This window comes from Salmonella sp. SAL04202 (assembly GCF_046550775.1).
GTDB lineage: Bacteria > Pseudomonadota > Gammaproteobacteria > Enterobacterales > Enterobacteriaceae > Salmonella > Salmonella enterica.
Map to the genome: position 1 here is coordinate 39,038 of NZ_JBGDXK010000007.1, position 25,823 is coordinate 64,860.

Below are 25,823 nucleotides of genomic sequence, written 5' to 3' on the forward strand. Positions count from 1 at the left end.
CAACCTGAAAACAATTTAGCGCAACGTTATCCAGTTTTCAAGTTGAAAACAAAATTGAATTTTAGGTCATTTTGCCTGTTGATGGACTTACAACACGCCAGGCCACATCTCGCATGGCGCTTCGTGCCGCCTGGCTCACGCCTCCGAGCTGGAAAAAGCCATGGATGACACCGAGATAGCGCTGGCAAGTGCATTCCACACCCTGTTCCTGGAACCGTTGATACAGGGCCTCGCCCTCATCGCGCAGTGGGTCGAATTCGGCAGTAATGATGTGCGTGGATGGCAGTCCGGCGAAGTCCTCACGCCAGAGCGGGCTGGCTTCAGGATGCTGTGGATCGGTTCGCGGCATATACATCTCGTAGCCTGAAAGCAGCGTGTCACGCGTGATAATGTAATCCAGCCCATTACAGGTGTAGCTCGCAAACCTGGCGGTTGCGTCCAGCATGGGGTAGATCAGAATCAGCTGTGCAGGTTGCCATTGACGGGCGGCTTTCAGGCGTAGCGCGGTGACCAGCGCCAGATGCCCACCCGCGCTGTCACCAGCAAGCGTAATGTTCTCGCGATCTATCCCCAGTTTCTGGGCATATTTCCAGATAGTATTGGCTCCGGTTTCGGCATCGTTATGGGCGGCCGGGAAGGTGTGCTCTGGTGCAAGTCGGTACTGTGCCGCAATCACGCGACAACGGCTGTAAAAAGCTAACTGCCTTAACTGGTTATCGTGAGTGGCAAAACCGCCGCTGACAAAGCAGCCACCATGATAATAAATGATGCAGGGTAATTTCCCTGTGGCATTGAGCGGCGAAACCACGCGAAACGTCATGGCATCGAGTTCAATATCTTCAACCTGGACGCGGGTTTCTGTTTCTCCTGCCAGTGTCGTGCTGGCGATGTAGCCCGCCCTCCGGTCATCAATATTCTGTTCGCGAGAAGAGGGGCGTCCCGCCGCGATAAATTCCTCCACTAACTGCGCAATCCCGCTTTCCAGTGCCATTTTTCATTGCCTTTATCTGTATGGATATACAGTTTTATAACTCGATTTGGTACGAATGAAAATGGGAAAATTGGGCTGCGTACGATTCTGGAAAGCGGCTCGCAAAAATAAAAATCGTTCGCGTAATAACTATTTTCTCGTCAGTCTCAGGTGTATGTTGTTTGAAAAATAAGCGCAAATGATATACTGGAGGTATATGTGAGTATGATGGCTGGGATGGATATGGGCAGAATTTTACTCGATTTATCAGACGATGTGATTAAACGGCTTGACGATCTCAAGGTGCAACGCAACCTACCTCGTGCAGAACTCTTGCGGGAGGCCGTTGAGCAGTATCTGGAAAGACAGGATCGGGCTGAGACCACAATTTCGAAAGCATTGGGGCTCTGGCAAGGCTGTGAGGAAGATGGCGTTGAATACCAACGTAAACTTCGTGAGGAATGGTAATGGTCAAAGGGTCTGCGCTTTTTGATACCAATATCCTCATCGACCTGTTTAGCGGTCGAATTGAAGCGAAACATGCGCTGGAAGCGTATCCGCCACAGAATGCGATTAGCCTTATCACATGGATGGAAGTGATGGTGGGTGCTAAGAAATATCATCAGGAAAACCGCACGCGCATTGCATTAAGTGCGTTCAATATTATTGGCGTAACACAGGAAATCGCGGAACGAAGCGTCATTGTCAGGCAGGAGTATGGCATGAAACTCCCGGATGCGATCATCTTGGCCACTGCTCAAGTCCATCGTTGTGAGCTTGTGACGCGTAATACAAAAGACTTTGCCGATATTCCGGGAGTGATCACACCGTATCACTTGTAGACCGGACGGCAAACTTCGCCCGGTCTGAGTAAAAAACTTATTCCCCTTCCCCCGGGAACAGGAACGGGTTGATGGAACTGCGGGCGAAGCCCTCCTGTTCCATGCGCGCGTCCAGCACCAGCGAGGCGAGGTCGTCGGCCACTGCTTCCACTTTCGGGTCTTTTTCCTGATAGAGAATCTTCAGGTAAGTCCCGCAATCGCCGCAGCTTTCGGCTTTCACCGCAGCCTGCTCATTTTCCAGCGACCAGTAGTGTAAGTCGCGGCTCTGTTCGCAGTTGCTGCACTTCACGCGCACCACGTGCCACTCGGTTTCACACAGGTTGCAGTGCAGATAACGCAGCCCCTGCGTGGTGCCGATCTGCACCATGCTGGAGACCGGCATCGAACCGCACACCGGGCAATACTGGCGCGCTTCACCGTATTCCGCGCGGGCTTTGCCTGGAATCAAGTTGGCCATTTGCGCCCAGTAAAGGGAGAGCGCGGCCCAGATAAACGGGGCTTTATCGCTGCTGACGGAGGCAAAATCCGAGGCAAACAGCGCGCTGGCCATCTGCTCCAGCTCCTGCTCTGAGGCTTTCTCCAGGTTCTCAATCACCGCCAGCGCGGGGCCGCTCATCTCGGGTTTTAGCTCGGCAATCAACGAATGCAGCAGTTTTTGCCAGTGCTTATCACGCGGCAACACGTGGATATCCAGCGGCGGCTTGCCCTGGTCGTTCGCTTCTTTAATACGTGCGGTCAGATCCATCTCCAGCGGATGGTCGTACAGCACCACTTCCTGCGCGTGCGCGATAAGCGCGGCAAAGCGCAGGTAATCGCCCAGCGGGTTATTTTCAGCCAGCTCGCGCAGACGTTCGGCGCGGCGGTTGTAGACGTTTTTGAGTCGGGGGAACAATAACGGCGGAATCATATCCGCCGTACGTTTCTCGCTCGACCCCAGCTCATCTTGCGGGATTATGCGAATACTCATTCAGTTTCTTTTTCCGTTGTCTTGCGGACTTCTCGGTACCAGCGCGGGTGATGTTTCTTCGCCCACGACCGGGTTACCCAGCCTTCCACCATCGCGGTAATGGTGCCTTTCACCCAAAGGGCGGCGTAGATATGCACCATGATAACCACAATTAACGCTACTGCGGCAAAAGAATGCAACATTAACGCGAATCGGATCACCGGGATTGAGAAAGCAGGCGCAAAGTACGGACGCCAGATAATTACCCCGCTCACCAGCAGCAGCACCAGGAAGATAATCGCCGCCCAGAATACGCATTTCTGACCGAAGTTATAACGCCCGGTGTCACCCACTTCCTCGTTGACGACGATCTTACGAATATTCTTCGCCCAAAAGATATCATCCCGATTGATTAGATTGTGGTGCCAATAACGGAAAAACATGATGATGAACGAGGCAAACATAACCACGCCCACAAACGGGTGCAGAATTCGCGCCAGTTGTGGGGTGCCCAGGATATGCATCAACCAGTTGAAGGATGGGAATAAAAAGCCCAGCCCGCTCACCGCCGCCAGCACGAAGCAGAAGGCGACGATCCAGTGGTTGATGCGTTCCGGCGCCGTATAGCGCACGATGGTGTCACGTCGTTTCATTTGCGCACCTCGTCTTTCTCTTCATGCAGGTTGTCATCTTCCTCTTCCGCGCGGTTCGGACCGACGCCGACATAGTGGAAGACGCTGGCGGCAAAGGTCGCGGCAAAACCGAACGCGGCGAGCGGTTTCCAGACGCCTTTCCAGAACTTAACGGTTTCGCTGATTTCCGGGTTTTCCGGCAGACCGTGATACAGATTCGGCTTGTCGGCATGATGCAGCACGTACATGACATGCGTACCGCCTACGCCCGCCGGATCGTACAGACCCGCGTTGTCATAACCACGGGTTTTTAGTTCCGCTACCCGCTCGCCCGCCAGCGTTTTCATATCCTCTTTCGAGCCAAAATGAATGGCGCCGGTTGGACAGGTCTTCACGCAGGCCGGTTCCTGGCCGACCACCACACGGTCAACGCACAGCGTACATTTATAGACGCGGTTGTCTTCCGGGTTGAGGCGCGGCACGTTGAACGGGCAGCCAGCGATACAGTAGCCGCAGCCGATACACTGCTCGGACTGGAAGTCGACAATACCGTTAGCGTACTGAATGATCGCCCCTTCCGCCGGACAGGCCTTCAGGCAGCCGGGATCGGCGCAGTGCATACAGCCATCCTTACGGATCAGCCACTCCAGTTTGTCGTTCTGTTCCACTTCCGAGAAGCGCATCACCGTCCAGGATTTCGCGGTTAAGTCCGCCGGGTTGTCATACACCCCGACGTTATTGCCCACTTCATCACGGATGTCGTTCCACTCGGAGCACGCCACCTGACACGCTTTACAGCCGATACAGGTGGTGACGTCGATGAGTTTCGCCACCTCTTCCTGGTGGTCCCGCGCCTGGGGCGCGGGGGTGAAACCGTTAGTGGCGGAACGACGAATGATGTCTTGCGATTGATAAGCCATAGGTCGTCTCCGTTACACCTTTTCCACGTTCACAAGGAAGGATTTAAACTCCGGCGTTTGCGTGTTCGCATCACCGACGAAAGGCGTTAACGTATTGGCGATAAAGCCTTTTTTCGCCACGCCTTCGTAGCCCCAGTGAATAGGAATACCGATGGTATCGATATCCTTGCCGTCCGCTTTCAGCGTGCGAATACGCTTGGTCACCACCGCTTTGGCTTTGATATAGCCGCGGTTCGAGGAGACCTTCACGGTATCGCCATGCGCGATGCCGAGCTTATTCGCCAGCTTCTCGCCAATTTCCACAAACTGTTCCGGCTGGGCGATAGCGTTAAGCAACGCGTGCTTGGTCCAGTAGTGGAAGTGCTCGGTCAGACGGTAAGTGGTTCCGACATACGGGAACTTATCCGCTTTACCCAGCGCGTCGGCATCGTCTTTAAAGATACGGGCGGCAGGGTTAGAGATAACGTTCGGGTGCAGCGGGTTAGTGCCCAGCGGCGTTTCAAACGGCTCGTAGTGTTCCGGGAACGGCCCTTCCGCCATCTTATCGATAGCAAACAGGCGGCCCATCCCTTCCGGCTGCATGATAAACGGTCCGACGTCGCTGCCGGGCGCGGCGGCGCTGTAGTCCGGAATATCCCATCCGGCCCATTTTCCGCCTTCCCATTTCAGTAGCTGACGTTTCGGGTCCCAGGGATTACCCTGCGGATCGGCGGAGGCGCGGTTATAGAGGATGCGGCGGTTAAGCGGCCATGCCCATGCCCAGCCCAGCGTGTTGCCGAGACCAGACGGGTCGGCGTTATCACGACGCGCCATCATGTTGCCTTCCGGCGTCCAGCTACCGGCGAAAATCCAGCAGCCGCTGGACGTCGTACCGTCATCGCGCAGTTGCGCGAACGAACTGAGCTGTTGGCCTTTCTTCACCACCACCGCGCCGGTTGCCGGATCGATAAGATCGGCCAGCGCTTTACCATTACTTTCCATCGCCACTTCTTCAGAGGCAGGTTCGTATGGTTTGGTGTAGTTCCAGGTCATATTCAGCACCTGTTCCGGGTTGGCGCCGCCCTGTTCAGAGTACATCTTACGCAGGCGTAAGAAGATACCGGCGAGGATTTCGCCGTCGGTCATGGCAATTCCCGGGGCGTCCGCGCCCTTCCAGTGCCACTGTAACCAACGACCGGAGTTAACGATGGAACCATTTTCCTCGGCAAAACAGGTGGAAGGCAGACGGAACACTTCGGTCTGGATTTTTGCGGGATCAACGTCGTTCGACTCACCGTGGTTTTGCCAGAAGGTGGACGTTTCGGTGTTGAGCGGATCGATAGTCACCAGGTACTTCAGTTTGGAAAGCGACGCGACCACTTTGTTTTTGTTCGGGAATGAGGCCACCGGGTTAAAGCCCTGGCAGATATAGCCGTTGACCTTGCCCTGTTTCATCATCTCGAAGTACTGCAACACGTCGTACCCTTTATCCCACTTCGGTAGCCAGTCAAAGCCCCAGCTATTTTCCGCTGTCGCTTTATCACCAAAGAAGGCCTTCATCATTGAGACGAAGAATTTCGGATAGTTGCCCCAGTAGTTGACCTGATCCTTCAACAATGGCTTCGGCGTATTGGCAGCCAGATAGGTTTGCAGGTCGGTCTGTTTTTCGCTCGGCAGCGTCAGGTAGCCCGGCAGACTTTGCGACAGCAGTCCTAAGTCGGTCAGCCCCTGAATATTGGAGTGACCGCGCAGGGCGTTAACGCCGCCGCCCGCCATCCCCATGTTACCGAGCAGAAGCTGGATCATCGCCATAGTACGGATGTTCTGCGCGCCGATGGAATGCTGCGTCCAGCCCAGCGCGTACAGGAACGACGCGGTTTTATCTTTTGCGCTGGTTTCTGCAATGTACTCGCACACTTTCAGGAAGTCCGCTTTCGGCGTACCGCAGATATTTTCTACCACGTCCGGCGTATAGCGTGAGACATGCTGTTTCAACAGATTCCAGACACAGCGCGGGTGTTGCAGTGTCGTATCGCGTTTGGCAAAACCGTTTTCGTCCAGCTCATAGTGCCAACTGGTTTTATCGTACTGCCGCTTGTCTGCGTCATAGCCGGTGAACAGACCATCATCGAAGCCAAAATCTTCACGCACGATCAGGCTGGCATTGGTATAGGCCTCGGTGTATTCACGGTTGTATTTTTCGTTGGTCAGCAGATACAGCATCACGCCTGACAAGAAGGCAATGTCAGTACCAGAGCGTATTGGCGCATAGAAATCGGCCACCGACGCGGTACGCGTAAAGCGCGGATCGATCACAATCAGCTTCGCGCCGTTGTGAATTTTGGCTTCCATCGCCCAGCGGAACCCGACCGGGTGAGCTTCTGCGGCGTTACCGCCCATCACCACGACGAGGTTGGCGTTCTTGATGTCGACCCAGTGGTTGGTCATCGCACCGCGACCAAATGTTGGAGCAAGACTTGCTACCGTTGGTCCGTGTCAGACACGCGCCTGGTTGTCGACCGCGAGCATACCCAGCGCGCGGGAGAATTTTTGCGTTAAATAACCCGTCTCGTTACTGGATGCGGAAGCGCACAGCATCCCGGTGGTGAGCCAGCGGTTAACGGTAACGCCTTCGGCGTTCTGCGCCTGATAGTTGGCGTCGCGATCTTCCTTCATCAGTTTAGCGATGCGGTCAAACGCTTCTTCCCAACTGATCTGTTGCCACTTATCTGAACCCGGCGCGCGGTATTGCGGGAATTTCAGGCGGCTTTCAGAGTGGATAAAGTCCACCAGACCGGCCCCTTTCGGGCACAGCGCGCCACGGCTTACCGGATGATCCGGGTCCCCTTCGATATGGAAAATAGATGCTTTGGCGTTTTTCGCACCGTCGCCGAGGCTGTACATCAACAGCCCGCAGCCAACGGAACAGTAGGTGCAGGTGTTACGGGTTTCGCGGGTGCGCAGCAGTTTATATTGCCGTGTTTCCGCTAGCGCTACGCCGGGCGCGAAGCCCAGTGCCGCCGCCGTGGTGCCTGCCATACCGCCAGCGCAGATCTTAAAGAACTGCCTTCTGCTGACCTGCATGGTTTGCTCCTTGTTTCGACATTGTCACTTCTCTTTCACATTTCTCTATCCGAAACGCTCAGGGAGTGGTTGTTATTTTTCTTTGCGGACGGGCCCGCAAAGGTTCAGAATTGGATAAATTTTCCTCCATCCGGGAGGAGTTGTAACAGAATACCATAATGTTGGTGTGTGTGTTCTTATATGGTTAAAAGAAAGTGAACAATATACTGTCTGAAGAAGTCCTAAATGTGACTGATTTCACAACCTCACGCCAGTTGACTCTCTGGAAACGCGAGGATTTGCAGTCCCCCCAACTTGATGATGTTGCCGAGGAAGTGCCAGTGGCACTGGTGTATAACGGCATTTCGCATGTCGTTATGATGGCCTCTCCGAAAGATCTGACGCATTTCGCAATAGGGTTTTCTCTGTCGGAAGGGATCATTGACAGCCCGCGTGAAATCTATGGCATGGACGTTGTACCGTCCTGTAACGGACTTGAAGTGCAGATTGATCTTTCCAGCCGTCGATTTATGGGGCTGAAAGCGCGTCGTCGCGCGCTGGCCGGACGTACCGGTTGCGGCGTATGTGGCGTGGAACAGCTCAATGACATCGGTAAGCCGGTGCAACCGCTGCCGTTTAGCCAAACGTTTAATCTCGGTAACCTTGATCGCGCGTTAAAACATCTGAATGATTTTCAACCGACGGGTAAGCTGACGGGTTGTACGCACGCTGCGGCGTGGGTCATGCCGTCGGGTGAACTGGCGGGGGGCCATGAAGATGTCGGACGCCACGTTGCGCTGGATAAACTGCTCGGCCGCCGCGCCACGGAGGGTGAGGAATGGCGGCAAGGCGCGGCGCTGGTTTCCAGTCGTGCGAGTTACGAAATGGTGCAGAAGTCGGCGATGTGCGGTGTGGAAATTCTGTTTGCCGTCTCTGCCGCAACGACGCTGGCGGTCGAGGTGGCTGAACGCTGCAATCTGACGCTGGTGGGGTTCTGTAAGCCGGGTCGGGCGACGATTTATACCCATCCGCAGCGGTTAATCGCAGACTAAAATAGTACCCTCTACATTTTCGTAAAATATATATTTTCTCAATTTTACAGCCTCTCTTGATAACGGAATCACGTATAGTGGCGAGGCCATACAGGTTTTAATCGTTTTTATGCTGGGCCGCAGCTTATTCCAGCCATTCACGAGGCGCTTGCTACCCGGTAATACTTCGAACGAAAAAAGCGCCCCTGGGGCGCTCTTTCGGCAGTCGCTAACGACTTATTTGCTCAGTTCAGCGGTCATATGCACGCGATTTGCAGCGTGAAAAGCTTAGAACTCACGCTCAAGATGATAGCCATTATAGGTATCGATGAGCTCGTTATAAGCTTTAACCACAGCCTCATAAGAACCATCTACCATATCGCCGCTGCCGCTATTGAGGTAGTCCTGCTCATGCGAGGTATACGCCACGTTATCGCGCACGCGCCGAATGCGTTTTTTCACCTTGCCCTGGAATTTTTCCAGCTCAGAAATAAAACCAGGGAAGCTACGATGTTTATCTATATCAACGTTGATCTTCTCGTTTAGCTTCTGAGTATGCTCTTCAAAATCAGCGAGCTGTTTGCTTACTGCCGCCACATCAAAAGAATCATCAGCTACAGCGTCATTAAGCGTCTCGGCTTCCTGCATCGTCAAAAGCGTATAGTACTTAATGGATTTACCTTCTTTCTTCTCGGTCGCCTTAATTTCATTAGCCGCATGCTGCCCACTCATAATGGTAATCTCGGCGATATATTTCTTCGCAATGGGATCAAACTCATCGAACTGTTTTATAAACGTTTTATGGAACGCTTTAGCGCCAGCAAAGGCATCATCCTTGAAGTTATCTTGATCATAGTATTTATTCATACTATTGATTGTTTCAGCTAGTGGCCCAGCCGCATTAATAAATGCCAGAGCAGCACTATCCAGAGAGGCAAACGCCGGCTTTAATTCAGCCGCCGCCTTGATGTCTTTCCGGCAGTCCTGGATAAATGCAGGATACACAGGAACCAGCGGAGAGGGATCATCTTCCTTACCGGTAGGACCGGTGCGGAAATCGTCGAATGTGTTAGCATAACGATTTACAGCACGGTAAATATCTGCCTGGAGATTATTATAACAATCAATGTAAACATTCAGCTTTTGGTTAAGAACATCGTTCGCATCTGCGCTTTCCGCTGATGTGGATTGTGTATTGCTCGCTGATGAATCCGCACTCTGAGCTACAGGTTGTTCGTCCGCTTTTTTTTCATCACAAGCGCTTAGCCCGGCAGTCATCAGCATAGCGATAATAATTGATGATAACAAATCCTTTTTCATTAGAATAACCTATAAATAATATCATTGAAATTTACAGATTCATTTTAATGAAAAAAAACAGGTATGTGATTTATTCAACACAAAAAATACTTAATCCATATTTCATTATAATTAACATTATCAATATCAATGTGTTCGTTAAAATAAGAGGACCCCAACGTAAATATACAAAAGGCAATTAAATGAAAAGGAATTTATTATCCTCAGCGATAATCATTGCGCTAATGACCCTGGGCGCAACAGGATGTGATGACAATAATGTTAAAACCGAGGCGACGCCGGCCGCCAGCAGTCAGCCTGCGACGCCAGCGCCTTCTCAGACGCCGGAAACGCAATCTGGCGAAAGTCCAGCGCAGCCCCCAGCAGCGAAGCCAGAAACGGCAACTCAGCCCCCGGCGGCGAAGCCAGAAACGCCAGCTCAGCCGGAGGTTGACGCTGAAGAAGTTTATAGTGAAAAAATGGATGTCTATATCGATTGTTTTAATAAACTTCAATTGCCCGTTCAGCGCAGTCTGGCGCGTTACGCGGATTGGGTGAAAGACTTTAAAAAAGGTCCGACAGGGAAAGAGAGCCTGGTTTATGGCATTTATGGTATTACGGAGTCTTACATAACGAATTGCCAGAAAGAGATGAAACAGGTGGCCGCCTTAACGCCATTACTTGAGCCTATTGATGGCGTTGCCGTTAGCTATATTGATAGCGCCGCCGCGCTGGGTAATACCATTAACGAAATGGAAAAATATTATACCCAGGAAAACTATAAAGATGATGCCTTTGCTAAAGGTAAGGCGCTGCATCAGACATTACTGAAGAATATCGAGGATTTTAAACCCGTCTCGGAAAAATATCATGAGGCTATTCAGGAAATAAATGACAGGCGGCAATTGACACAGTTGAAGAGAATAGAAGAAGCGGAAGGTAAAACATTTAACTATTATTCTCTGGCTGTCATGATTTCGGCAAAGCAGATCAACAAGGTTATTTCTGCCGATACCTTTGATGCCGAAGCGATGATGAAAAAAGTCGCGGAACTGGAAACAATGATTGCGCAATTGAAAGAAGTGAATACTGATGGCCGTAATTCTTCTTTCATCAGCTCTGCGGCTGATTATCAGCTACAAGCTAAAAAATATATTCGTCGCATCAGAGACAATGTTGAGTATTCTGATTTTGAAAAGAAACGGGTGCAGGACCCTGCAACAGGATGGATGGTTGCGGATTCTTATCCGGCGTCGTTGAGAAGTTATAACGAGATGGTGGATGATTATAACCGCCTGCGTTGAGTGACGGCACATTAACTGCGCGCAGGCTGGCGCAAGTGCCTATAAAATTACGCTATAACGCCAATAAAAAGCGCCGATCAGGCGCTTTTTTCGTTTATGTATTCTTCATCAGGCAATATCCGTAAAAATAGCTGACGTAAACATTAACTAAAGAGAGCTATTAGAAAAACCAGTAATCTGAAGCTATCACAAGATGTTGACGTCACGCTGGAAGGTACTGGTAGTGTCATTGAGGATCGGCATTTATATGGAAAGCATTTATCCCGCTGATGCGAAAGTTCTGGGCCACTTCAGCATAGGGCGGCCCAGCCTTCATCACTTATAGGGTGTCACGTCCAACTGTTCTGTAAGACGTTAATTAATACCCGCCATTCGTAATAACGCGGTCACTACCGCGGCGGCGATAATCACCACAATAAGCGGCATTTTACGCCAGGCTAAAAATACGGCGAAGCCAACCCCAAGAACGCGCGCCATTCCGGCAAAATGTTCGCCTTCGTAAAAGGTGGTCGCCAGCGCGACGGAGAATAGCAGCACCGTTGCCGCATCCGAGAGCAGCGCCTGTGAACGCTCAGACAGCGCCAGACGGCTGCCAAGTTTCGCGCCGCCGAGGCGCATCAAATAGGTTCCCGCAGATAAAAGAGCAATACCGATAATAAATAGCGTCATATTGCCCATTATTTTTTTCTCGCCAGTAGGCCAAGCAGCGAAAGCAACACCGGCAATCCGGCAGCCACAAAGGGAACGGCGGCAAGCGACAGCGCGGCGCCGCTGCAACCACGAATCAATGTGGTGCGGTTTTTAAACGCCGGGATCACCAGCGCCAGTAAGATTGCCGGGAATACGGCATCCAGACCGATGGTTTCTGGGGCCGGGAGCAGTTTGCCGACACCTGCGCCAATCAGTGTGCCAATCGGCCAGAATAGGGCGACGCCCAGACCGCATAGCCAGTAGGCGGCTTTACGTTGTTCGGGTGTTTTTTGCGACAGGCCGAACACCACGCTCTCATCATTCATAATATGGCAGCCGAAAAAGCTGGCGGCGCGGGTGCCAACCAAATCGCGCACCGTTACGCCAAACGGCACGTGGCGCGCATTCACCAGCAGTCCTGCCGCCGCCGCCGCTAACGGATTGCCGCCGCTGGCAACAATGCCGATAAACATAAATTCGGACGCGCCCGCCAGTACAAAAATAGAGAGGACAAACGGCACCCACAGTGGGAAACCGTAGGCCATCGCCAGTGAGCCATAGGACATGCCGACGACGCCCACGGCCAGGCACACTAAAAATATCGCTTTTATCGTGTCTCCCTTGAGACAGGAAAAATAGTGTTTCATCTTCTTTAGTCATATCGAACGAATTTTCATTATAATGAACGGAACAGATTTGCTTTACAAGACGAACATTTCGTTCGTTATAGTGAACGTTGGATGCTTTATGACACAACCTATCAGCGTCATTGCCAGAAGTCTGGTACGCGAACGCCAGCGAACCGGACTGTCGCTGGCGGAGATTGCGCGGCGCGCAGGCATCGCTAAATCTACGCTTTCACAACTGGAAGCAGGGAACGGCAACCCCAGCCTGGAGACGTTATGGTCGCTATGCGTCGCGCTCGACATTCCCTTTGCCAGGCTGCTGGAGCCGCAGGTACAAAAAACGCAGGTGATTCGCCGCGGAGAAGGCACCAAAGTGGTGGCGGAGCAGGCGCATTATCAGGCGATATTACTGGCGGCGTGTCCGCCCGGCGCGCGGCGTGATATCTATCTGCTGTTGACGCAGCCGGGGGCCGACCGGATCTCTCATCCGCATCCGCCGGGGTCGGTGGAACATATTATTGTTACGCAGGGAAAAGCCCTCGTCGGCTTAACCGAGGCGCCGGAAGAGCTGGCGGAGGGCGATTACATTTGTTATCCCGGCGACCAGGCGCATATCTTTAAAGCGCTGGAACCGGATACTCAGGCTATCCTGGTAGCGGAGCAGAATTGAAATTGCCGGATGGCGGCGTAACCGCCTTATCCGGCCTACAAAAAATAAAACCGTAGGCCCGGTAAGCTTGCGCCACCGGGCACACGACTTACTGCAGATAGAACACCTCTTTTAGCTCTGCGCTGACCGGGCTGTTATCCGGATTCGCGGGCATAACGTCACGCATATGTTTCCACCAACGCTGGCAAACGTCGGTGCTGGCAACGGCGTTCCAGCGCTCCTCGGATTCAATCTCAACGGTGGCGAACAGCAGATTGCGCTCCTGATCGAGATAAATCGCGTAGTGATGCGCGCCGTGAGATTTTAATACGGCTTCCAGCTCCGGCCAGATTGGGTTATGACGACGCTGATACTCCTCGTGCGCGTCGGCATTTACCTGCATCACAAAGGCTTTGCGGATCATAACGCCTCCAGGTACAGCTCGCGAACTTCATCGCGGCTGGCGGTGCGCGGGTTACACGGCGCGCACGGGTCGGCGAGGGCTTTATCCAGCCAGCCTTCGATATCTTCTTTTGTGACGCCCAACGTGCTGAAACCTTCTGGAATGCCGACGCGTTTGCTCAGCGTACGGATAGCGTTAATCGCTTCCTGACTTGCGGCTTCGTCAGACATACCGCGCGTCTCCACGCCCATCGCCTGTGCGATGCGGGCAAAACGCGCGACGGCGTTCGGACGGTTAAAGTTCTCGACAATTGGCAGCAGGATAGCGTTGCAGACGCCGTGCGGCAGATTGTGGGTTGCGCCCGGCTGGTGCGCCAGCGCGTGAACCAGCCCCAAACCGGCGCTGTTGAACGCCATACCCGCCAGGTACTGGCCGAATGCCATTTGCTCACGGGCTTCGAGGTTATGACCATCGTCAACCGCTTTCGGTAGCCACACATTGATTAAGCGAATCGCTTCCAGCGCGTTAGCGTCGGTGAGCGGATGCGCGCCAACGGAGACATAGGCTTCCACCGCATGGGTCAGGGCATCCATGCCGGTTGCGGCGGTCACAGAAGCCGGGATTTCCAGCATAACGCTGGCGTCATCCACGGCAATATCCGGGATGATATTCGGGTCGATGATCACCTCTTTGACCTTTCGGGCAGAGTCGATAATCACCGCGTTGCTGGTCATCTCTGCCGCGGTACCTGCCGTAGTATTAATCGCTACCAGCGGTACGCCGGCGTTTTTCACTTTGCCGACGCCGGAGTAGGCGGTAGATGGGCCTGGGTTGGCGGTCAGAATTTTCACCGCTTTAGCGGTATCGATCGGGCTGCCGCCGCCGAAGGCGATAATGTAGTCACATTCTGCGCTCTGATACGCCGCAAAACCTTTCTGCACCAGCTCTTCTGTCGGGTTTGGGAACACCTCATCAAACAGGTGGTAAGACATTTGATGTTCATCCAGTGCGCTAAACAGGCTATCCAGCAGGCCCAGCTTTACCAGTTGACCATCGGTAACGATCAGCGCTTTGCCCCATTGCTTATTCGCCACGAGGTTCACCATATCGGCAATCGCTCCAGCGCCATGCAGGCTAATTTTTGGCAGTGCCAACATAAAGCTCATCACTATTCTCCTTAAAAAAATTCCCTGTTGCCCGATGGCGCTACGCTTATCGGGCCTACGGTAAAATGCGCACCGACCTGTAGGCCGGATAAGGCAAAGCCGCATCCGGCGTTGAGTTGGGAGGTATTAGTACAGCGCTACGGCGCTGGCCAGCGGTGTCACGCCAAAACGTTTGCCGAGGGCGACCAGTTCTTCGCGCGTGATGGTCTGCTTCATACCGCCCATCGAATAGATTTTGACTAATACCTCAGCGGATTTCTCTGCGGTATCTATCAAACCGAAGGTTTCATCCAGCGTAGGTCCGCTTCCGAACACGCCGTGGAACGGCCACAGTACCAGCGAATGTTTCTGCATTTCTTGCGCGGTGGCCTGGCCGATTTCATCGGTGCCTGGCACCATCCACGGCAGAATGCCGACACCGTCCGGGAATACCACCAGGCATTCGGTGCTGCCTTCCCACAGTTTGCGGGTGATCAGCGCAGTGTTGTTTTCCAGTACGTAGGTGAGGGCGATCAGGTTAGTCGCATGGCAATGCATAATGACGCGGTCTTTGCCGTGGGTGGCTTTGATGCGTTCGCAGTGGGAGAGGAAATGCGCCGGGAGTTCAGAGGTGGGTACCGCGTCGTGGGTTAAGCCCCACAGAATGTGGTAGCCTGCGCCGTCGCTGTCGATTTTGACCACGCCTAAATTGGCTGCCGGATCGAGCTGCACGTTGCGAAAGAATTTGCCGGAACCGGTAACGATAAACGGCGTATTCGCCAGCAGCGGCATGGGTTGACTTAGCGTGATATAGCGCGGTTTTTCGTGGAAATTAGCCGCAAACGGTGTGATATCGGCTTCATCCAGACGCAGCGTCAGGTTACCGCCATTACGTTCGTCCCACCCTTTCAGCCACGCATCAGACGTGGCTTTAATCATGCCCTGGACAAACCAGGAATCGGTAATATTTTGCATGTTCGTGTTCCCATTTATTGCCCGAAGGTTATTCGGGTCTTACGTAGGCCGGATAAGCGCAGCGCCATCCGGCAATCGTGTTTCATTTATTGCCGGATGGCGACGCGGGCGTCTTATCCGGCCTACAGATCAGGTGTCGCTGTCAGCTACGTTTACTCAGGATCTCTTTTTCATAGACGCGAACGCTGTCCAGCCACTGGCTGCCAGCCGGCGTGTCGTGACGCTGGCAATACATTTCCCAGACGGCCTGCCACGGCAGAGATTTTTGCTCTTCCAGCAGCGCCAGACGCGCGGTGTAATCGCCGCTGGCCTCAAGCTGACGCAGTTGATCTGTGGGTTCCAGTAGAGCGCGCAGCAGCGCTTTTTTCATGTTGCGGGTACCGATAACCCACGCGGCGACACGGTTGATAGAGGCGTCGAAGAAATCCAGGCCGATATGCACACGGTCGAACAGGTTATGACGGACGATCTCGCTGGCAATTGCCTGGGTTTCATCGTCCAGGAGCACCACGTGGTCGCTATCCCAGCGTACCGGGCGGCTGACGTGCAGCAGCAGCCGTGGCACGTAGAGCATGGCGGCGGAAATTTTGTCGGAAATCACTTCAGTGGGATGGAAGTGGCCCGCATCAAGGCACAGCGCGGTCTGACGGCTGGTGGCGTAGCCCATGTAGAACTCATTGGAGCCGACGGTGTAGCTTTCCGCGCCGATGCCAAACAGTTTGCTCTCAACGGCGTCGATGTGGTGCGCCGGGTCGAATTTCTCGCTAATGACCTCATCCAGCGCTTCCAGCAGGCGCTGGCGCGGGGCTAAACGGTCGACGGTAATGTCTTTCATGCCGTCCGGAATCCAGATGTTCATCACCGACGGCGTACCGAGCTGCTCACCAAAGTATGCCGAGACGCGGCGGCTGGCTTTGCAGTGATCGATCCAGAACTGGCGAATTTTCGCGTCTGGATGAGAGAGGGTAAAACCGTCAGCGCTCAGTGGATGAGAAAAACAGGTGGGGTTGAAATCCAGCCCCAGCCGGTTCGCTTTCGCCCACTCCACCCAGTTTTTAAAATGCTCCGGTTTGATCTGGTCGCGAGCAACCGGCGTATCCGACTCAAGGTAAATGGCGTGCAGGTTCAGCCGTTTTGGTCCTGGGATCAGACGCAGCGCCTGTTCCAGATCGGCGCGCAGTTCGGTGGCGTTACGCGCTTTGCCCGGATAGTTGCCGGTCGACTGAATTCCGCCCGTCAACGAACCTTCCGGGTTCTCGAATCCGGCAACATCGTCGCCCTGCCAGCAGTGCATGGAAACCGGCAGGCGATCGAGCTGGCGCAGCGCCTCCTCGACATCAATACCTACTGCGGCGAAACGTTGTTTTGCCAGTTCCCAGGCTTGTTCCAGTTGAGTGGTCATGCGCAAAGCTCCTTTGTCTGTCGTTTGGGTTGAAACTGCGCAACGTGGCGGGCAATTTCACTATCAGGATTAGGGATATAGGTTGTCAGGTCGTAGTTAGCGCTGACGACCTGACGGAAGTCATCGACGTTGTTTAATTCGTCGAGGGTCATAAGCTGAATACCAATATTGCCAAGGGTGGAGGCTTCAACCGGCCCGGCCATCACGCGAATGCCACATGCATCGGCGCACAACTGGTTGAGTAGCGCGTTTTGGCATCCGCCGCCGACAATATGCAGTTGGGTAAATTTTTCGCCGCGCAGATTTGCCAGTTCGTGCAGAATGTCGGCATACAGCAGCGCCAGACTGTCGAAAATGCAGCGCGCCAGTTCGGCATCGCTGACGGGAACGGGCTGGTCGGTCTCGCGACAGGCGGCCTGGATTTCGGCGTGCATATCGTCAGGATTGATAAAGCGATCGTCATTCGGGTTAATCAGGAAACGGCAGGCCGGCAGCGCTTCTGTTTGGGCGATAAGCGCAGGCAGATCGGTAATGCGCCGTTCTTTCAGCACACGCTGGAGCAGCCACAAACCCATAATGTTTTTCAGTACCCGATAACGCCCTTCTGCGCCGCCTTCGTTGGTGATATTGGCAGCCAGCGCCTCGTCAGTGGTGTAGGGCATTTTGCTTTCAAAACCCATCAACGACCAAGTGCCTGAAGACAGGTAAGCGCTATGTTTATTTGCCAGCGGAGAGGCAATAACGGCGCTGGCGGTATCGTGGCTGGCGACGGCTACCACCGGAATACGGTTGCCCTGCGGGCAAATCCAGTCGCCGATAACATTGCCAGGGTGCGAGGGGCGGCCGAACCAGCTCTTTTTCGCGCCAGTCCACGCCAGCAGGGTATCGTCCCAGTCATCGGTATTGATATTGACCAACTGGGTGGTCGTGGCGTTGGTGTATTCCCAGTTCATTTCACCGGTCAGGCGGTAGCTGAAATAATCGGGCATCAGCAGCGCATGAGCGACCTGCGCCGTTAACTCAGGCTGTTGTTTCGTCAGCGCGCGTAGCTGATAGATGGTGTTAAACGGCAGAAACTGAATCCCGCTGCGGCGATAGATTTCGCTTTTGCCGATCTGGACCAGCGCTTGCGGCATGATGCCCGTGGTACGGTTATCGCGGTAGGAGACCGGCAGACCGACACGCTGACCTTGTTTATCCAGCAGGACATAATCGACGCCCCAGGTGTCGATGCCGATGCTGTCGATAAGAATGCCTTCATTGCAGACTTTCTTCAGACCAAGACGGATATCCTTTTCCAGACTGTCGATGTCCCAGGTGTCAAACCCGTCTGTTTTTTGTAGGCAGTTCACAAAACGGTGAATTTCACGTAGCGTCAGGGTACGGTGTTTGCTGTCGTAACGCGCCAGCATCACGCGCCCGCTGGATGCGCCGAGATCAACCGCGACACAATGGCGAAAAGTCATAATCAGGTCCTTCTTAGAGTCATTGCGCACAGTCTAAAAAAGCCCTCAAAGACCTACCTTCTCGTTACTGACAGGAAAATGAGCCGCTGGCAACAAGGCAAAGATGAACGTGATAGCGTTCACAGTTTCTACTAATAGGCCGGTGTGATGTCGTCCGCATTTCCCGCTTTTTCCCGCCTTTTCTTGAAAAAAAGACCATGTTTGCGCGCTTTAGCGTCAAAAATTTAAGGTGAGGCCGATAACCCTTAATTACTATTCGGACATGTTGAATTCAGGAGGAAGCAACCATGACCGTACTGCATAGCGTGGATTTTTTTCCATCAGGTAAAGCGCCCGTGGCGATTGAACCTCGTCTGCCGCAAGCCGCTTTCCCTGAACATCATCATGATTTTCATGAAATCGTGATTGTGGAACACGGTACGGGCATTCATGTATTCAACGGGCAGCCGTATACCATCAGCGGCGGTACCGTGTGTTTTGTTCGCGATCACGACCGGCATTTATATGAACATACCGACAACCTATGCCTGACGAATGTACTGTGGCGTTCACCGGACGCCTTCCAGTTCCTGGCGGGGTTGGATCAATTGCTGCCGCAGGAGCAGGATGGTTACTATCCTTCTCACTGGCGGGTGAATCAGAGTGTGTTGCAGCAGGTGCGCCAGTTGGTCGGTCTGATGGAGCACGCCGGAGACGGCATGGATGCGCCTGCCGTGGCGAATCGCGAAATTTTGTTTATGCAACTACTGGTGTTGTTACGCCGCAGTAGCCTGATGGAAGGCGCGACCAATAACGACGCCAAACTCAACCAACTGATGGCATGGCTGGAAGACCATTTTGCGGAGGAGGTCTGCTGGGAGGCGGTAGCTGAACAGTTTTCGCTGTCGCTACGCACGCTGCATCGTCAGCTTAAACAGCATACCGGGCTGACGCCGCAACGTTACCTTAATCGCCTGCGTTTGATCAAAGCCCGGCATTTATTGCGCCATAGCGATCATAGCGTGACAGAAATCGCGTACCGCTGCGGTTTTGGCGACAGTAACCACTTTTCGACTCTGTTTCGCCGAGAATTTAACTGGTCGCCGCGGGATATCCGTCAGGGACGCGATGCGATAATCCAGTAACGCGAACGCTATCAACGTTTTCGTCGCCAATATGCTGATAATTATACCCTTTAATACCGGATGGCGGCTGCGCCTTACCTGGCCTACGGCGGCGAGCGGTAGACAGAATAAGCGTAGCGCCATCCGGCAAGCATTCAACATGAGGTGCTGCGGTGGCAAATCAGTTAATCCTTTTGAAAAAAGATTTTTTTACTGATGAGCAGCAGGCCGTTACGGTTGCCGATCGCTATCCACAGGATGTTTTTGCGGAACATACGCATGAGTTTTGTGAACTGGTGATGGTCTGGCGGGGCAATGGCCTACACGTTCTTAATGAGCGCCCATACAGAATTACCCGCGGCGATCTGTTTTACATTCGTGCTGAAGACAAACACTCCTATACCTCCGTTAACGATCTGGTGCTGCAAAATATTATTTACTGCCCGGAGCGTTTGAAACTCAATGTAAACTGGCAGGCGATGATTCCCGGCTTTCAGGGAGCGCAGTGGCATCCTCACTGGCGGCTGGGCAGTATGGGAATGAATCAGGCGCGGCAGGTCATTAACCAGCTTGAACATGAGAGTAATGGACGCGATCCGCTGGCGAATGAGATGGCGGAATTGCTGTTTGGTCAACTGGTAATGACGTTAAAACGGCATCGCTACGCGACCGACGATCTTCCGGCAACCTCCCGAGAAACCCTGTTGGATAAATTAATTACCGCTTTGGCTAATAGCCTTGAGTGTCCCTTTGCGCTGGATGCGTTTTGCCAGCAGGAACAATGCAGCGAGCGGGTGCTGCGGCAGCAGTTTCGCGCCCAAACCGGGATGACGATTAATCAATATTTACGCCAGGTCCGTATTTGCCACGCGCAGTATCTGCTTCAGCATAGCCCGCTGATGGTTAGCGAGATTTCGATGCAGTGCGGTTTTGAAGATAGTAATTATTTTTCAGTGGTGTTCACGCGGGAAACCGGGATGACGCCGAGCCAATGGCGTCATCTCAGTAATCAAAGCGATTAACTGGCCATGCCTAAACCGACAATATTCGCCGCGATAATAATTACCACGCAGCCGAGGCTTAATACGGCAACGGGACGGCGGCCAGCATTTTTCCACTCTTTTAGCACCAGACCGACAAGCCCCCCGCACAGCACATAGAAGCTCATGTGCAGCATCCAGCTCATGTAGTCATATTGCGCTGGAATGCGCGCGTGACCCCAGGCATAGAAAAAGAACTGCAAATACCACATCAGACCGCCAAGCGCGGACAGCAGAATATTGCTGATAATCAACGGCCTTGCCAGCGAGAAGTCGGCTTTTATCGACAGATTTTGCACTTTTGCCAGGCGGATAAAACAGAAACCGAGGTTCACCAGCGCGCCGCCGCCCATAATCACCACGTAACTCGGCAGCGCGACATAGAGCGGGTCAACGCCAAGCGCGGCAGCAGCTTCATGCATCGGTTTCGCGGCGTTCATGGCAAAAGACATCCCCGCCGAGAAAATACCGCACATCACTGCCAGCAGAAGCCCTTTCTTCAGATTGAACTCCTCCGCTTTAATGCCCATTTTGCGTTCTTTTAACTGTCCGGCGCGCGTCACAATCCCGACGCCGATCAGCGCGACAAAAACGCCAAGTAGCGTCATGCGTCCCCCTTCGGTATGGATTAACACATCGAAGTTACCGTTGATGATAGGCGTCATCAGCGTGCCGACGATAAGCGTAATGCCGATAGCGATGCCGATACCCATCGACATCCCGAGATAACGCATGGTCAGACCGTAATTAATATTGCCGATGCCCCACATGGCGCCGAACAGAAAAACCGGTAAAAGGGTGGAGAGGTTAAACTGCCCATAATAGGCCCAGAAATCAGGCAGTAACAGAGCGCTAATTGTCCACGGCAGAATAAGCCATGAGACGATGCCGCCCACTGACCACATGGTTTCCCATGACCACTGTTTCACTTGCTTGAACGGGGCATAGAAGCAGGCTGCACTGGCCGCCCCTATCAAATGCCAGAAAATACCCATCGTAATCGCGTTACTCATGACATGTTCCTCATTATTTTTTATGGACGGGATACCCCTTCCGTTTGCATGAGTTTAAAAATTACGCAGCCCGGTAACCTTATAACGATTGCCGCCGTTGGGTGTATTCTGGCAATCAGCACGTTAATGAAGTGATTAACTTCACGTTTTAAAAAAGTCGGAGCGCATCGTGACCGTCTGGATGTTATTTAAATCAGTGGGTAATATTTGTTTTCTAAAATACCTTCATCATAAAGACACGAAACGACTTAGCTGGCAACAATGCAAAGAAAACGCTGCGTGAGATCACATAATGGGAATAGTCTGACTTACCGTTTGATAAAAGGGTAGTTATACAGTAATTATTTAGTTGTTTTATTTGTATTTACAATTTAAATATATTGAAATTAACGTTAGGAATCAATGAAATATAAATATAAGGAAATCCCTATATTGGCGTTGTTGATGGTGTTTTGATTTTTATTTTATATGACGAATATGAATTTCATTTATTTTATTTTGCTTTTTGAACATTATCCCAATTTTAAATTAAAGATCTTTGTCTATATTGTCGCCATTCACATTGCGTATTATGGTTGTAACGGTCTGACATGAAACAACGTTTTAATTTTAAATTAAATGGATTCTGTTATGAGAAAATCTCTTTTCTTACTATTACCTCTTGTTGTAACAAATGCGCATGCAGTATATGTCGATGTTCGTCATGAATATCTTGATGACAGTAAAGCTAACTATGACCGTGCGTATATTTCTCATCGGTTTGCGAATGGTGTTGGTTTTGCGATAGAAGCTATCTCAAAATCAGGCGGGGATGACACCAATAAAGCGTTTAATGACCTGGAAACACAGGGCAACGAATATACGATAAGCTACCAATTTAAAACCGGTGATGTCGCCTGGCAACCGGGTTTTGTGCTGGAAACAGGCAACGGTTACTCTACCTATAAGCCTTACTTCCGCGCGACGTGGACATTAAATGAAAGCTGGTGGGTTGGCGCGCGCTATCGTTTTGAATATGTACGCCGTTCTTCTGATATCCGTGATGATGATACCATCAATCGTATGGATGTCTGGGCGGGTTATAAATGGAACAATTTTGACTGGACAATCGAAGGAATTTATAAGAAAGCCGATAAATATGATCTTTACGATGGCGGCAAAGATAACTATGAATATAACTTCAGAACTGCCTATATTATTGATCAATGGTCGCCATTCGTTGAGGTAGGTAATGTTTCCGTCAATAGCAACAGCGATGAAAGACAAACCCGTTTCCGTGTGGGTATAGGCTACACATTCTAATCATTATCCCTGTTTATTATTTATTCCCTTTTCCGGCTACTTTATAGGTAGCCGGTTTTTTTTACCTGGTGATGACCTGCGGATAATTATTATCGTGTGTTGGCCGGATAAGACGCGAATCGCCATCCGGCAACGAGATGTGCAGGAAACTATGCGCTTACATGATGCCCAGTAGACGGGGTAAGAACAGTGTGATTTCCGGAATGTAGGTAATTAATAACAGAACGCCGATAATCGCGCCGTAAAAAGGCAGCAACGGTTTAATCACTTCCTCAACTTTGACCTTACCGACGCTCGCCCCGACATATAAACCACTGCCAACTGGCGGCGTAATGGTGCCAATCGCCAGGTTATAGATCATGATAATGCCGAAATGCACCGGATCGACGCCCAGTTTAGCCATGATCGGCAGCAGAATCGGGGTAAAAATCAGAATGGCCGGACCGATATCCATAAATGCGCCGATAATCAACAAAAAGACGGTAATGACTAACAGGATAACCAGTTTATTGGCGGAAATACCGAGGATCATATCGCTCAGCGCCGCAGGAATATTGGTGATCGACATCGAGAAGGACATCGCCGAAGAGGTTGCCAGCAGGAACATGATGACCCCGGTCATTACCACTGTCTGGAGCAAAATCGAAGGCAAATCCTTAATTTTCAGCGTGCGGTAAAACACCATCGTCAGCAATAACGTATACACCACGGCAATCGCGGAGGCTTCAATGGCGGTGAAAATCCCCTGCACAATGCCGCCGACAATAATCACGATCAGCAGCAGGCTGGGAATGGCCTCAACGGCAACTTTTAGCGCCATACCTTTTTGGACGGTGAAGAAAACCCGATAATTTCGACGCTTAGCGACCACCAGCGTGACCAGCATACAGCCAACGCCCCACAGCACACCCGCAACCAGACCGCCGGCGAACAGAGCGGCAATCGATGTTCCCCCGCTTGCCAGCGCGTAAAGGATAAAAGCCGTGGTGGGCGGAATTAACATTCCCGTCGGCGCGGAGGCGATATTCACCGCGGCCGCAAAGCCGCGATCGTAACCTTCGCGCGCGCTCATCGGCACCATCACGCCGCCGATGGAGGTTGAGGCGGCAATCGCCGATCCGGAAATTGCACCGAACATCATATTGCCGACGATGTTGGTATAAGAGAGCGAGCCGGGCAGTTTGCCAGTAAACAGTTTGGCAAAATTGACCAGCCGGGCGGCAATTCCCCCGCTATTCATGATCACCCCGGACAAAACGAAGAACGGCACGGCCAGCAAGGCAAAACTGTCCAGGCTGGAGAACATTTTTTGCGCGGTGGCGAACATCGAAATATCGAAAGGCAGTACCAGCATCATAGTGCTGAAAGAGGCGATAACGATGCAGATCCCGATAGGCGCGCCCATGGCCAGTAAAACAACAAAGACGGCAATTAGCGTACAGGACGCAAAAATAGGGTCAATCATGTGATTTCTCCAGAGTGTGCTCAGTGGTATCCGTGGCGGAATGGATAGCTTTCAGGGCGTCAACGATATTCAGCAGCCCATAGAGGATGATCAGTACGCCCGCGCAGGGGAGCGCGTAATAAATTTTCCCCATCGGGATGCCCAGCGCAGGGGAGATTTGCAGCATAGAAATCGCAGAAATCTTTAAGCCGCCGATAATCAATACCCAAATGGAAAACGCGATAAAAATGACCTGCAGAATAATATCCCACCAGCCACGAATCGTCGGCGACACCTTATCCAGTAAGAGAGTCAGGCTGATATGCTGTTTCTGACCGGCGACAAAAGCCATGCCCAGCATTGATACCCACACCAGGAGAAATCGCAGCATCTCTTCGGTAAGGGTGCTGGGAACGCCCAGAATGTAGCGGCTCACCACCTGCCAACAGGCGATGCCCACCATTATCGCCAGCACCAGGCAACAGATAGCGCCCAGCAATAAATCAAGTCCTTTTCTGAATGTGTTCATCTTAATTTCCTGATTAGATTAATTTTTTGCTGTCTGGATACGTTGATACAGCCCGTAAAGCCGCGGTTTGTTTTTCAGACCGTCGTAAATAGGCTGTACTGCCTTCTGGAAGGGTTTTTTGTCGATCTCGTAGAATTCAACGTTGAAATCTTTTACCGCCGCCAGCCTGGTTTTCTCTATTTCCTTGTCCCATGCGGCTTTCTCAAATTCGATCGACGCCTTGATGGCGGCTTCGACGATGCGCTGCTGTTCCGGCGTCAGCTTTTCCAGCGTGAGGGTACTCATTAGCAGGATATCGGGAATGCGGGTGTGCATATCGTAGGTGTAATAACGGGCGACTTCGCCGTGGCGGGCGATGGTGAGAGCGAACTCATTGTTTTCCGCGCCGTCGAGAATGCCTTGTTGTAACGAGGTATAGACCTCCGCCTGGCTCATGGCGATGGGCGAAGCGCCCAGCAGTTTGAGAGTTTGGATCGCCGTCTCACTCTGCATGACGCGGATCTTCTTCCCGCGTAAATCCTCAATGCGTTTAACCGGCGCTTTGCTCATATAAAAATTACGCGCGCCGGAATCATACCAGCCTACGCCGACAAACCCCTGCGCGGCGGTGGACTGATAAACAGGCTCCATCACCTGTGGGTTATCCATTACGCGGTAGTATTCATCGACGGTGGCAAACAGGTAGGGAAGTGAGAACACGCCGTACTCAGGCGAAAAACTCTCCATCAGCCCGGACGACACTTTAGTGATGTCGACGACGCCGACCTGCGTCAACTCCACCAGTTCGCGCTCTCCGCCAAGCTGTCCGTCCGGGAAGTACTGTACTTTGATATCGCCGCCCGTTTTCTCTTCAACTTGCTGCCCCAGGAAGTGCAACGCATCTTTTACCGGCTGGCTATTTTCAGCGTAGGCCAGGCGCAAAATGGTTTCGCCGTGGGAGAAGAAAGAGAGTGTGGAGAGTAAGGCCAACGTAGCCAGACGTATAAAACCAGGTTGCTTCATAATTCCCTCGCAATTGTAATAATTTACCGGGAATGTAATTGCATGGTG

25 protein-coding genes are annotated in these 25,823 nt (G+C 52.3%); 8 read left to right on the forward strand and 17 right to left on the reverse strand.

The annotated features are described in order from the left end of the window. Positions 1-61: 61 nt before the first annotated feature. Positions 62-991 (reverse strand): alpha/beta hydrolase, encoded by a 930-nt coding sequence (locus ACLJQJ_RS21020; RefSeq protein ID WP_063809158.1) that lies wholly within the window; start codon positions 989-991, stop codon positions 62-64. 204 nt (positions 992-1,195) lie between these two features. Between ACLJQJ_RS21020 and ACLJQJ_RS21025 the strand changes: the two genes are divergently transcribed. Beyond that, positions 1,196-1,438 (forward strand): CopG family transcriptional regulator, encoded by a 243-nt coding sequence (locus tag ACLJQJ_RS21025; protein WP_001523745.1) that lies wholly within the window; start codon positions 1,196-1,198, stop codon positions 1,436-1,438. After that, positions 1,438-1,812 (forward strand): type II toxin-antitoxin system VapC family toxin, encoded by a 375-nt coding sequence (locus ACLJQJ_RS21030; protein WP_000238494.1) that lies wholly within the window; start codon positions 1,438-1,440, stop codon positions 1,810-1,812. The genes ACLJQJ_RS21025 and ACLJQJ_RS21030 overlap by 1 nt, the downstream gene beginning before the upstream one ends. 37 nt (positions 1,813-1,849) lie before the next feature. Here the strand turns inward: ACLJQJ_RS21030 and fdhE are convergent, their stop codons facing one another. From fdhE to fdnG, 4 genes are read right to left on the reverse strand one after another with little or no spacing between them, the layout of a single operon-like run. Beyond that, entirely contained in the window at positions 1,850-2,779 is a 930-nt protein-coding gene (gene fdhE, locus ACLJQJ_RS21035; protein WP_063809157.1) for a formate dehydrogenase accessory protein FdhE, read from the reverse strand. Further along, positions 2,776-3,411 (reverse strand): formate dehydrogenase cytochrome b556 subunit, encoded by a 636-nt coding sequence (gene fdoI, locus ACLJQJ_RS21040; RefSeq protein WP_000829025.1) that lies wholly within the window; start codon positions 3,409-3,411, stop codon positions 2,776-2,778. Before fdoI ends, fdhE begins: the two co-directional genes overlap by 4 nt. Beyond that, entirely contained in the window at positions 3,408-4,310 is a 903-nt protein-coding gene (gene fdxH / locus ACLJQJ_RS21045) for a formate dehydrogenase subunit beta (protein WP_000331364.1), read from the reverse strand. The genes fdoI and fdxH overlap by 4 nt, the downstream gene beginning before the upstream one ends. A gap of 12 nt (positions 4,311-4,322) precedes the next feature. Further along, positions 4,323-7,373, reverse strand: coding sequence for a formate dehydrogenase-N subunit alpha (gene fdnG, locus ACLJQJ_RS21050; protein WP_077248424.1), 3,051 nt, complete (start codon positions 7,371-7,373; stop codon positions 4,323-4,325). 194 nt (positions 7,374-7,567) lie between these two features. Here fdnG and fdhD point away from each other — a divergent pair, with 194 nt between their 5' ends. Then, positions 7,568-8,404 (forward strand): formate dehydrogenase accessory sulfurtransferase FdhD, encoded by an 837-nt coding sequence (fdhD, locus tag ACLJQJ_RS21055; RefSeq protein ID WP_001059740.1) that lies wholly within the window; start codon positions 7,568-7,570, stop codon positions 8,402-8,404. A 267-nt stretch (positions 8,405-8,671) separates the two neighbouring features. Here the strand turns inward: fdhD and ACLJQJ_RS21060 are convergent, their stop codons facing one another. Continuing rightward, positions 8,672-9,703 carry a YiiG family protein gene (locus ACLJQJ_RS21060; protein WP_000710967.1) on the reverse strand — a complete coding sequence of 344 codons (1,032 nt, stop codon included), beginning with the start codon at positions 9,701-9,703 and terminating at the stop codon, positions 8,672-8,674. 182 nt (positions 9,704-9,885) lie between these two features. Here ACLJQJ_RS21060 and ACLJQJ_RS21065 point away from each other — a divergent pair, with 182 nt between their 5' ends. After that, positions 9,886-10,986, forward strand: coding sequence for a YiiG family protein (locus ACLJQJ_RS21065; protein WP_000828048.1), 1,101 nt, complete (start codon positions 9,886-9,888; stop codon positions 10,984-10,986). 354 nt (positions 10,987-11,340) lie between these two features. Here ACLJQJ_RS21065 and ACLJQJ_RS21070 read toward each other — a convergent pair whose 3' ends face one another. Together ACLJQJ_RS21070 and ACLJQJ_RS21075 are read right to left on the reverse strand one after the other, a co-directional pair. Beyond that, positions 11,341-11,664 (reverse strand): AzlD domain-containing protein, encoded by a 324-nt coding sequence (locus ACLJQJ_RS21070; protein WP_000527677.1) that lies wholly within the window; start codon positions 11,662-11,664, stop codon positions 11,341-11,343. Further along, entirely contained in the window at positions 11,664-12,323 is a 660-nt protein-coding gene (locus ACLJQJ_RS21075; protein ID WP_000683586.1) for an AzlC family ABC transporter permease, read from the reverse strand. Before ACLJQJ_RS21075 ends, ACLJQJ_RS21070 begins: the two co-directional genes overlap by 1 nt. 100 nt (positions 12,324-12,423) lie before the next feature. Between ACLJQJ_RS21075 and ACLJQJ_RS21080 the strand changes: the two genes are divergently transcribed. Continuing rightward, the gene (locus tag ACLJQJ_RS21080; protein ID WP_001517951.1) at positions 12,424-12,972 is read left to right on the forward strand and encodes a helix-turn-helix domain-containing protein; all 549 of its coding nucleotides are present in this window, start codon (positions 12,424-12,426) and stop codon (positions 12,970-12,972) included. Between the two features lie 88 nt (positions 12,973-13,060). Here ACLJQJ_RS21080 and rhaM read toward each other — a convergent pair whose 3' ends face one another. The 5 genes from rhaM to rhaB form a co-directional block, all read right to left on the reverse strand. Next, the gene (gene rhaM / locus ACLJQJ_RS21085; protein ID WP_000619478.1) at positions 13,061-13,375 is read right to left on the reverse strand and encodes an L-rhamnose mutarotase; all 315 of its coding nucleotides are present in this window, start codon (positions 13,373-13,375) and stop codon (positions 13,061-13,063) included. Then, positions 13,372-14,520: a lactaldehyde reductase gene (gene fucO, locus ACLJQJ_RS21090; RefSeq protein ID WP_000009254.1), complete on the reverse strand. Its 1,149-nt coding sequence runs from the start codon at positions 14,518-14,520 to the stop codon at positions 13,372-13,374. The genes rhaM and fucO overlap by 4 nt, the downstream gene beginning before the upstream one ends. 126 nt (positions 14,521-14,646) lie before the next feature. Continuing rightward, complete coding sequence (rhaD, locus tag ACLJQJ_RS21095) at positions 14,647-15,474, reverse strand: rhamnulose-1-phosphate aldolase (protein ID WP_063809156.1); 828 nt, start codon at positions 15,472-15,474, stop codon at positions 14,647-14,649. A gap of 142 nt (positions 15,475-15,616) precedes the next feature. Next, positions 15,617-16,876, reverse strand: coding sequence for an L-rhamnose isomerase (rhaA, locus tag ACLJQJ_RS21100; protein ID WP_000211470.1), 1,260 nt, complete (start codon positions 16,874-16,876; stop codon positions 15,617-15,619). Continuing rightward, positions 16,873-18,342: a rhamnulokinase gene (gene rhaB, locus ACLJQJ_RS21105; protein WP_001621393.1), complete on the reverse strand. Its 1,470-nt coding sequence runs from the start codon at positions 18,340-18,342 to the stop codon at positions 16,873-16,875. The genes rhaA and rhaB overlap by 4 nt, the downstream gene beginning before the upstream one ends. A gap of 287 nt (positions 18,343-18,629) precedes the next feature. Between rhaB and rhaS the strand changes: the two genes are divergently transcribed. Beyond that, a complete protein-coding gene (gene rhaS, locus ACLJQJ_RS21110; protein ID WP_000217109.1) occupies positions 18,630-19,466 on the forward strand; it encodes an HTH-type transcriptional activator RhaS in 837 nt (278 codons plus the stop codon). Between the two features lie 152 nt (positions 19,467-19,618). Next, positions 19,619-20,467, forward strand: a complete 849-nt coding sequence (gene rhaR / locus ACLJQJ_RS21115) for an HTH-type transcriptional activator RhaR (protein ID WP_000013291.1) — start codon at positions 19,619-19,621, stop codon at positions 20,465-20,467. On the opposite strand, the gene rhaT is transcribed toward rhaR, so the two are convergent. Then, positions 20,464-21,498 (reverse strand): L-rhamnose/proton symporter RhaT, encoded by a 1,035-nt coding sequence (gene rhaT, locus ACLJQJ_RS21120; RefSeq protein ID WP_000063541.1) that lies wholly within the window; start codon positions 21,496-21,498, stop codon positions 20,464-20,466. The genes rhaR and rhaT overlap by 4 nt on opposite strands. A 618-nt stretch (positions 21,499-22,116) precedes the next feature. Between rhaT and ACLJQJ_RS21125 the strand changes: the two genes are divergently transcribed. Next, positions 22,117-22,800, forward strand: coding sequence for an oligogalacturonate-specific porin KdgM family protein (locus ACLJQJ_RS21125; RefSeq protein WP_000378721.1), 684 nt, complete (start codon positions 22,117-22,119; stop codon positions 22,798-22,800). Positions 22,801-22,957: 157 nt separating this feature from the next. Here ACLJQJ_RS21125 and ACLJQJ_RS21130 read toward each other — a convergent pair whose 3' ends face one another. Genes ACLJQJ_RS21130 through ACLJQJ_RS21140 form a run of 3 tightly spaced genes read right to left on the reverse strand, consistent with a single transcriptional unit; the run spans position 22,958 to position 25,775 of the window. After that, the gene (locus ACLJQJ_RS21130; protein WP_000566800.1) at positions 22,958-24,265 is read right to left on the reverse strand and encodes a TRAP transporter large permease; all 1,308 of its coding nucleotides are present in this window, start codon (positions 24,263-24,265) and stop codon (positions 22,958-22,960) included. Next, on the reverse strand, positions 24,258-24,773 hold the full coding sequence (locus ACLJQJ_RS21135; RefSeq protein WP_001091413.1) for a TRAP transporter small permease: 516 nt from the start codon (positions 24,771-24,773) through the stop codon (positions 24,258-24,260). The genes ACLJQJ_RS21130 and ACLJQJ_RS21135 overlap by 8 nt, the downstream gene beginning before the upstream one ends. Positions 24,774-24,791: 18 nt before the next feature. Further along, positions 24,792-25,775, reverse strand: coding sequence for a TRAP transporter substrate-binding protein (locus ACLJQJ_RS21140; RefSeq protein WP_000812816.1), 984 nt, complete (start codon positions 25,773-25,775; stop codon positions 24,792-24,794). Positions 25,776-25,823 lie beyond the last annotated feature (48 nt).

Coding starts and splice junctions, on each gene's coding strand:
- ACLJQJ_RS21080 (WP_001517951.1), top strand. CDS start 12,424: ATGACACAACCTATCAGCGTCATTGCCAGAAGTCTGGTACGCGAACGC.
- rhaD (WP_063809156.1), bottom strand. CDS start 15,474: ATGCAAAATATTACCGATTCCTGGTTTGTCCAGGGCATGATTAAAGCC.
- ACLJQJ_RS21020 (WP_063809158.1), bottom strand. CDS start 991: ATGGCACTGGAAAGCGGGATTGCGCAGTTAGTGGAGGAATTTATCGCG.
- ACLJQJ_RS21070 (WP_000527677.1), bottom strand. CDS start 11,664: ATGGGCAATATGACGCTATTTATTATCGGTATTGCTCTTTTATCTGCG.
- rhaS (WP_000217109.1), top strand. CDS start 18,630: ATGACCGTACTGCATAGCGTGGATTTTTTTCCATCAGGTAAAGCGCCC.
- ACLJQJ_RS21130 (WP_000566800.1), bottom strand. CDS start 24,265: ATGATTGACCCTATTTTTGCGTCCTGTACGCTAATTGCCGTCTTTGTT.
- ACLJQJ_RS21140 (WP_000812816.1), bottom strand. CDS start 25,775: ATGAAGCAACCTGGTTTTATACGTCTGGCTACGTTGGCCTTACTCTCC.
- rhaB (WP_001621393.1), bottom strand. CDS start 18,342: ATGACTTTTCGCCATTGTGTCGCGGTTGATCTCGGCGCATCCAGCGGG.
- ACLJQJ_RS21125 (WP_000378721.1), top strand. CDS start 22,117: ATGGATTCTGTTATGAGAAAATCTCTTTTCTTACTATTACCTCTTGTT.
- ACLJQJ_RS21030 (WP_000238494.1), top strand. CDS start 1,438: ATGGTCAAAGGGTCTGCGCTTTTTGATACCAATATCCTCATCGACCTG.
- fdhE (WP_063809157.1), bottom strand. CDS start 2,779: ATGAGTATTCGCATAATCCCGCAAGATGAGCTGGGGTCGAGCGAGAAA.
- rhaA (WP_000211470.1), bottom strand. CDS start 16,876: ATGACCACTCAACTGGAACAAGCCTGGGAACTGGCAAAACAACGTTTC.
- ACLJQJ_RS21075 (WP_000683586.1), bottom strand. CDS start 12,323: ATGAAACACTATTTTTCCTGTCTCAAGGGAGACACGATAAAAGCGATA.
- ACLJQJ_RS21135 (WP_001091413.1), bottom strand. CDS start 24,773: ATGAACACATTCAGAAAAGGACTTGATTTATTGCTGGGCGCTATCTGT.
- rhaT (WP_000063541.1), bottom strand. CDS start 21,498: ATGAGTAACGCGATTACGATGGGTATTTTCTGGCATTTGATAGGGGCG.
- ACLJQJ_RS21025 (WP_001523745.1), top strand. CDS start 1,196: ATGATGGCTGGGATGGATATGGGCAGAATTTTACTCGATTTATCAGAC.
- fdxH (WP_000331364.1), bottom strand. CDS start 4,310: ATGGCTTATCAATCGCAAGACATCATTCGTCGTTCCGCCACTAACGGT.
- ACLJQJ_RS21060 (WP_000710967.1), bottom strand. CDS start 9,703: ATGAAAAAGGATTTGTTATCATCAATTATTATCGCTATGCTGATGACT.
- ACLJQJ_RS21065 (WP_000828048.1), top strand. CDS start 9,886: ATGAAAAGGAATTTATTATCCTCAGCGATAATCATTGCGCTAATGACC.
- rhaM (WP_000619478.1), bottom strand. CDS start 13,375: ATGATCCGCAAAGCCTTTGTGATGCAGGTAAATGCCGACGCGCACGAG.
- fucO (WP_000009254.1), bottom strand. CDS start 14,520: ATGAGCTTTATGTTGGCACTGCCAAAAATTAGCCTGCATGGCGCTGGA.
- fdoI (WP_000829025.1), bottom strand. CDS start 3,411: ATGAAACGACGTGACACCATCGTGCGCTATACGGCGCCGGAACGCATC.